Origin of the sequence: Bacillus sp. Je.9.29.b (genome assembly GCF_051129925.1) — a bacterium.
GTDB lineage: Bacteria > Bacillota > Bacilli > Bacillales > Bacillaceae > Bacillus > Bacillus safensis.
The window spans coordinates 1-263 of record NZ_JBCPSO010000032.1 but is presented as its reverse complement, the minus strand read 5'-3'; the positions used below and the strand labels follow the sequence as shown (position 1 = coordinate 263).

Here is a 263-nt window from a genome sequence, read left to right as displayed (position 1 = left end):
GTGACAGGCAGGCATTCTAACCAACTGAACTACCGGACCATTTTGGTTGCGGGGGCAGGATTTGAACCTGCGACCTTCGGGTTATGAGCCCGACGAGCTACCGAACTGCTCCACCCCGCGATGATATAAAGATAACAAGCTTGGCGGCGTCCTACTCTCACAGGGGGAAACCCCCAACTACCATCGGCGCTGAAGAGCTTAACTTCCGTGTTCGGTATGGGAACGGGTGTGACCTCTTCGCTATCGCCACCAAACCTGATGGA

At 55.1% G+C, this 263-nt stretch carries 1 tRNA gene and 1 rRNA gene; both read right to left on the bottom strand.

Going from position 1 to position 263, the window contains the following annotated elements:
- Positions 1–43: 43 nt before the first annotated feature.
- A tRNA-Met gene (locus AAZR19_RS18975) sits at positions 44–120 on the bottom strand.
- An 18-nt stretch (positions 121–138) separates the two neighbouring features.
- Positions 139–254 (bottom strand): 5S ribosomal RNA (rrf, locus tag AAZR19_RS18970).
- Positions 255–263 lie beyond the last annotated feature (9 nt).